The organism is Acinetobacter sp. YH12100, assembly GCF_013419135.1.
Classification (GTDB): domain Bacteria; phylum Pseudomonadota; class Gammaproteobacteria; order Pseudomonadales; family Moraxellaceae; genus Acinetobacter; species Acinetobacter pseudolwoffii.
Map to the genome: position 1 here is coordinate 1 of NZ_VPAQ01000039.1, position 5,211 is coordinate 5,211.

Genomic DNA, 5,211 nt, shown 5'->3' on the forward strand with positions numbered 1-5,211 from the left:
CGTAAAACGGACACGCAGAAGCGGGCAAAGCTCGATCTAGGATACTTATTTGACGATTTAAAACACGAATTAACGAAGACTTATCATTTTGAGGCTTGATATAAACACTGTTTATTGTGAAAATAGAGTTCAGGTACAAGCCTTAGTGTGAAATCAGTGCGAGGTGGTACTCCGCTGATCTTCGTTACTTGATGTTGAAGCATCAAATAACTGCGTACCGCTGAATATAAAGCGAAAGCCCGTCGAGTTTCAATACTCGATGGGCTTTTTCTTTGTATTTTTAAATTAAAATTTACTTTTCTTTGTTTAAAGCAAACTTTCGCTTCTTAATCACTGTAATCGGCTTTTCTTGTGGAGCCATATTTTTCTGAATGGCCACCTGCTTCATTTCTACTGGTACAGCACTATTTTCAGTAGACTTTGGACTAGATTCTTTAGGCTTCGAGTCTGTTGATTTTTGCAGAGTTGCTTCTTTATTTTTAATTTTTATATAAATTTCATGTACGACAGCATTATGTTCTTTAATCTCCCTATTTTTGCTCGTTATTTTTTTATATTGTTCTTTAAAGGGCTTTATAAAATCCTTGATAGTTGATAGCAGTAGAGCTTCATCGGGGTGTATATCAGCCAGTGTTTTTGGTGCTTCAATTTGCACAAAATCAATGAAATTTAAGGGAGATTTTTCAATAATCTCAGGCGTCGCAAAGCTAACAAAGTCATATCCATGATAAGAAATTACGGCATATTTCGTATTCTGCTTAATCGGATGTTTGATATATCCCCTTACGGTCGCTTCCCCCTGATCCAGTAGCTTCTTTAGATAGAAATCTTTTATTTGGTTTTCTTCAAATGCACTATTTCTATAAAACTTAATCTTCTTATTAATTTCTTCTCGTTCTTCTACATTATCCTCAGCCATAAGTCCTAACTTATTACTAAACTCAATAAATTGAGCATGATTATGTTGAGCAAGTTCAGAAGTCCAAATCAGTAATTGGTTAAGATTTTCAGGAAAAATAACTGCCAGATTCTTTACATCAAACTTTTTAATCAGTTTAAGTTCATCTTCCTTAAACTCTTTTCTCTCTAAACTTGACCGTTGTAGCATAAAAATTTCCTTAACTTTTACTAATTTTAAAACATTAAAACAGTTCTAAATGGTCGCCTAACCAAAAATCTCTGAATGGCTATCTAACTGGTGTAATTCTAAAACATCATCACCTACGAGCCTATAAATTAAGACTAAATCGGGTTTAACGTGGCAATCTCGACAATTTTTAAACTCAGCACCACCTTTTAATGGGTGATCTAGGTATTTTTCAGGCAATGGACTATTAGCGACTAAACAGTCCAGTACCTCGGCCCATTCAGCCGTAACCAAATCTAAGTAACGTCTTTTAATATCTCGTTTAAATGAGCTGGTTACGATGATTTTTCGTTTAGCCATTAGCTTCTTCCGACATTGCTTGAATGGCTTCTTCTACTGTTTCGTACTCGGTGTACTCCCCATTTTCAATTTCTTTAAGAGATTGAAGCAACTTTGCTGCTGCTTTAGGGGTTAAAGCTGTTTCCCTTGCATAATCAAAAGACAATGGAATCGTTTTCGTTTTAACAATTTGATTTAAGAACAGTTTAAATGCCTGTGGCATGGTTAAACCGTAGTCCTCCAAAATAGGAGTAACTTTTTCTTTTAGTTCTGCCTCTAAACGCATATTGAAATTGACTGCGGACATGGTTAATCCCTCCAAGGAACCAATAATATAAAGATAATATAAGGCATTATCTTTACTTTTTCATTACTTTTGATGTAAGAATATGAGTATTAAAACTCTAATTATTGGCATAACAGACTTTCAAATTTTGTTTTCGAATTTTTCTATATAGGGTCGATCACACATAAATCATGATTTTTTCCATAATTGCACTGTTCTTTCATCACACGCACACATGGTTTAGATTCTTCTCCAACAGTACAACTTCGAATCTCAAGCTGAATACCATCCTCTCTTAAACTTTCAATCTTAGAAATATTCTCAAGCGGTTTGATATAAACAGCAAATAACCAAATGATGCCAAGCATAAGAATGGCAAAAATCCCCAAAACTATTGTGATGATTTTCCATGAGAATTGATCACTGGCTGAATCAATCGAATTTTTTAAGCGTCCAAGTGCTTTAGCGGTCTTAACAAGCTCTGCTGTACCCTCCTGTAAGCCCGTATTTAGCGATTTTGATACGGTATGATGGGTTTGACCTGCGATGACCTTCTGAATGCGTTCTTCGGTGATTTGAAGCTCTTTAACGGCCTGATTGACTAAGTTTTGCTGTTGTTCTGCAACTGCCATCAGTGCATATAGCTTTTTTTCATCAGGTGTCATCGGCTCATCCCTTTAAAATTCATGGTTTTCTGTTGCTCTCGTTCTAGTTTCTGCTGTTCTTTGTACTGTTCCAAAGCAAGCTGTTTGAAGCTATCAAAATCAGCCTTAAAGCTTTCAATACCCTGTTTAATTTCTTTGTCTGAAATTGGGCTGTCTTTGAGGTCTTGGAGGTCTTTTTTAGGGTCGCCTAAGTCTAGCCCTACAAGCTCTTTATGGGCTGTACGCGACTGTTGCAGGGCTTCCCTGATTTCAGGATTCTTAGCTTGGCTTGGTAGCAGTTTCTTTTCAGGTTCTTTGTCTATGCCTTGCTCTTTATAGCTTCGCATATCAATACGGCTGTCAATTTGATGTTTTTCTAAAATTTGATGTTTTTCTAAATGGCTGTTGCATAAATCTGCCCATCTTTGGCGTAGGTCTTTAATATCGGTTTTTCGTTCCTGGTAACTCTTGCCTGTATTATCTTTTTTAGCTCCGCCACGTTCAGGATTTTTGCCGTTATAGCGTTTGAAATATTGCTCTGGATCTCGTGCGATTCCATCTTGCAGACGTTCATTAAACATGAGGTGGACGTGGGGCTGATCGTTGCCGTCCATTGCTTTAGGGTTATGAATCGCAAACTGATACGGATATTTTGAGCCGATCTCGGACTGAATGAAATCCTCAACCAGTTCTAGGCGTTGCTCGGCATTCATTTCTCTCGGTAGGGCAATTTCATATTCTCGATAGGTACTGCCATTTTTGCGCTCGTAAAGGTCGGCTGCTTCCCAAAAGGTAATTGGATTATGTTCAGCCCATTTCGGCATGTTTCCATAAGCACTATGTTCAAGGTCTGATTCTGCCTGTTCCTGTTTCAGCTTCTTTTCTTCGTCCCGATCAATATATTCGGCATGCGGTGCTGCTTTGCCTGCCTTACCGACTTTGACACTTAAACGAGCTATCGCCATTAGGATTTATCCTGTTCCTTTTTTCGGTTTCGTTCTTTCTTAAACGCTCTTTGATCGAGTATTGAAGCAAGCATCATAATGATGATGAGTAGCGGTGCTGCGATCACACCAAAAACAATATCTTTGATTTTTCCCAATACCTGTTTTAGTTGCATGTTGTTGCTCCTAGGCTTTTCTACTTCTTTTTTAAGTAAATTGAAAATTTACCTAAAAAAGAAGTTTCAGGGTCTTAGGGATGAAGTCCCTAACGTGCTTAGGTTTCTCAATGAAATTGAGAAACGTCTAAGCGCGCCATCAAATTTTTGATGGAAGTACAGGCGAAACTCTCTAGAACGAACTTTAACAAAATTGGGGACATTGGACGTAATTATTTTGTTATCGTTCTTTGAGAATTGAGCCTGTGCTTTTGCGGTATCTTACTTGAGGAATTAAATATGACTAATGAATGGCTTTCTGAAAAAATCACGTATATTTCTGCTTTAAAAAATCCCAATGATGCTCAAAGGCTTTTATTAGAATTATCTCAAATCCAATACCGTACCCCTGACCAAGAAAAAAAGATTAATGCCTTAATCAAAGCTGAAAAAGCTATAGATCGAGCAAATAAACAAAAGGTAGCAGTTAGAAAATTATTGAACGCTGAAAAAGAAGCTGAACGCAAAGCTCGTACACGGCACCTTATCCAATTAGGCGCACTTTTTGAGATTGCGAACCTAGATAAAAGAGATCCTGCAGAATTGCTTGGAGTACTGCTTAAAACGGCTGAAATTGATCCAAATGATATGAAGTGGCAGATTTGGAAAGATTTAGGACAAGAAACTCTTAATCAACGTAAAAAAGATAAAAATTAAACCAATTAATAAAAATATCAATGAGGCTTCATAGAAGAAATTTTTTTATTTAATTCTTCCAAGAATGCCCCTCTATCTTTTGGAGAAATCATAATTACCTCTGTCATTCCCTTACTAAAATAAATAATTTCTATCCGCTTAATAGAAAGAGCTGGAGCTGAAATAAAATTAGTACAAGAGTTAATAGTTTTAATATCCTTTAAAGGGATACTCCATTTAAAAAACATGGATTTAACTTCTATCGAAGTATCTTTAAGATAATAAACAGTATTAAATATAGGCAACCAAATTATATAAAAAATAATTAAATAAATTATTGAAATTATTAATAATTCATAAAAAGTTGCTGTGTTTATAGAGGTATATAAGGTATACAAAAAAAATAAAGTTATTGAAGTCAGAATTAAAAAAATCCAAAAATCAATTTTAGATTGATAAGACATTTTATAGTCATTTCCATATGAAAAAATAGCCTAAGCAGAAAATTGAGTATACAACTAATCTCTCCATGCTAGCCCTTAAAAGCACCTAAAAACAAATGCTCTCAACTTCTCAACTCGCCTCCAAAGCGTCGCACTTCGTGCTTTGGCTTTGGAAACGGTTGAGAGAGTTTCGGCAATACTCACCCTAAGGGCAGTCATTTAAAAAAATGACATATCCCCTAAGTATTGCCGATTTACCTGTATATATTTGGCTTCGGAGCCACGTATATCGGTCGTATCCGCACATAGCTTTGCTGGCTATGCAGACAAGGACTCAAAGTCTTGCACTTCGCTCCACGCGCTCCCTGTCGTTACATTGCCTGTATCTCTGCGAGGGTTTCCCCAACGTACAACTTAACAAGTCCTATGCAACTACTCCCAACGCTCCGCCTATGTGAAGTTCCCCTGTAAGCGGTTTAGCCTTTCGACTATAGCTACAATACGCCAGTGACACTTATTCCTACCACACGTACTGCATGCCGACCGTAAAACGGACACGCAGAAGCGGGCAAAGCTCGATCTAGGATACTTATTTGACGATTTAAAACACGAATTAA

The 5,211-nt window shown here is 36.8% G+C and carries 8 protein-coding genes; 1 reads left to right on the plus strand and 7 read right to left on the minus strand.

Features of this window, described 5'->3' with window-relative positions; all coding sequences use genetic code 11:
- Window positions 1-292: 292 nt before the first annotated feature.
- From FTU40_RS14810 to FTU40_RS14835, 6 genes are all read right to left on the minus strand, one after another.
- Window positions 293-1,108 carry a hypothetical protein gene (locus FTU40_RS14810; protein WP_107010146.1) on the minus strand — a complete coding sequence of 272 codons (816 nt, stop codon included), beginning with the start codon at window positions 1,106-1,108 and terminating at the stop codon, window positions 293-295.
- Between the two features lie 57 nt (window positions 1,109-1,165).
- Entirely contained in the window at window positions 1,166-1,447 is a 282-nt protein-coding gene (locus tag FTU40_RS14815; protein ID WP_005098405.1) for a type II toxin-antitoxin system YafQ family toxin, read from the minus strand.
- Window positions 1,440-1,733 carry a type II toxin-antitoxin system RelB/DinJ family antitoxin gene (locus tag FTU40_RS14820; RefSeq protein ID WP_005098404.1) on the minus strand — a complete coding sequence of 98 codons (294 nt, stop codon included), beginning with the start codon at window positions 1,731-1,733 and terminating at the stop codon, window positions 1,440-1,442. The genes FTU40_RS14815 and FTU40_RS14820 overlap by 8 nt, the downstream gene beginning before the upstream one ends.
- Before the next feature lie 143 nt (window positions 1,734-1,876).
- A complete protein-coding gene (locus tag FTU40_RS14825; protein WP_005098403.1) occupies window positions 1,877-2,377 on the minus strand; it encodes a hypothetical protein in 501 nt (166 codons plus the stop codon).
- The gene (locus tag FTU40_RS14830; RefSeq protein ID WP_180041319.1) at window positions 2,374-3,321 is read right to left on the minus strand and encodes a MobA/MobL family protein; all 948 of its coding nucleotides are present in this window, start codon (window positions 3,319-3,321) and stop codon (window positions 2,374-2,376) included. Before FTU40_RS14830 ends, FTU40_RS14825 begins: the two co-directional genes overlap by 4 nt.
- Complete coding sequence (locus FTU40_RS14835; protein ID WP_171521814.1) at window positions 3,321-3,476, minus strand: hypothetical protein; 156 nt, start codon at window positions 3,474-3,476, stop codon at window positions 3,321-3,323. The genes FTU40_RS14830 and FTU40_RS14835 overlap by 1 nt, the downstream gene beginning before the upstream one ends.
- A 279-nt stretch (window positions 3,477-3,755) precedes the next feature.
- Between FTU40_RS14835 and FTU40_RS14840 the strand changes: the two genes are divergently transcribed.
- Window positions 3,756-4,172: a conjugal transfer protein TraD gene (locus tag FTU40_RS14840; protein ID WP_087554582.1), complete on the plus strand. Its 417-nt coding sequence runs from the start codon at window positions 3,756-3,758 to the stop codon at window positions 4,170-4,172.
- A 17-nt stretch (window positions 4,173-4,189) separates the two neighbouring features.
- Here the strand turns inward: FTU40_RS14840 and FTU40_RS14845 are convergent, their stop codons facing one another.
- Window positions 4,190-4,615 (minus strand): PH domain-containing protein, encoded by a 426-nt coding sequence (locus tag FTU40_RS14845; protein ID WP_180041321.1) that lies wholly within the window; start codon window positions 4,613-4,615, stop codon window positions 4,190-4,192.
- Window positions 4,616-5,211: the final 596 nt, after the last annotated feature.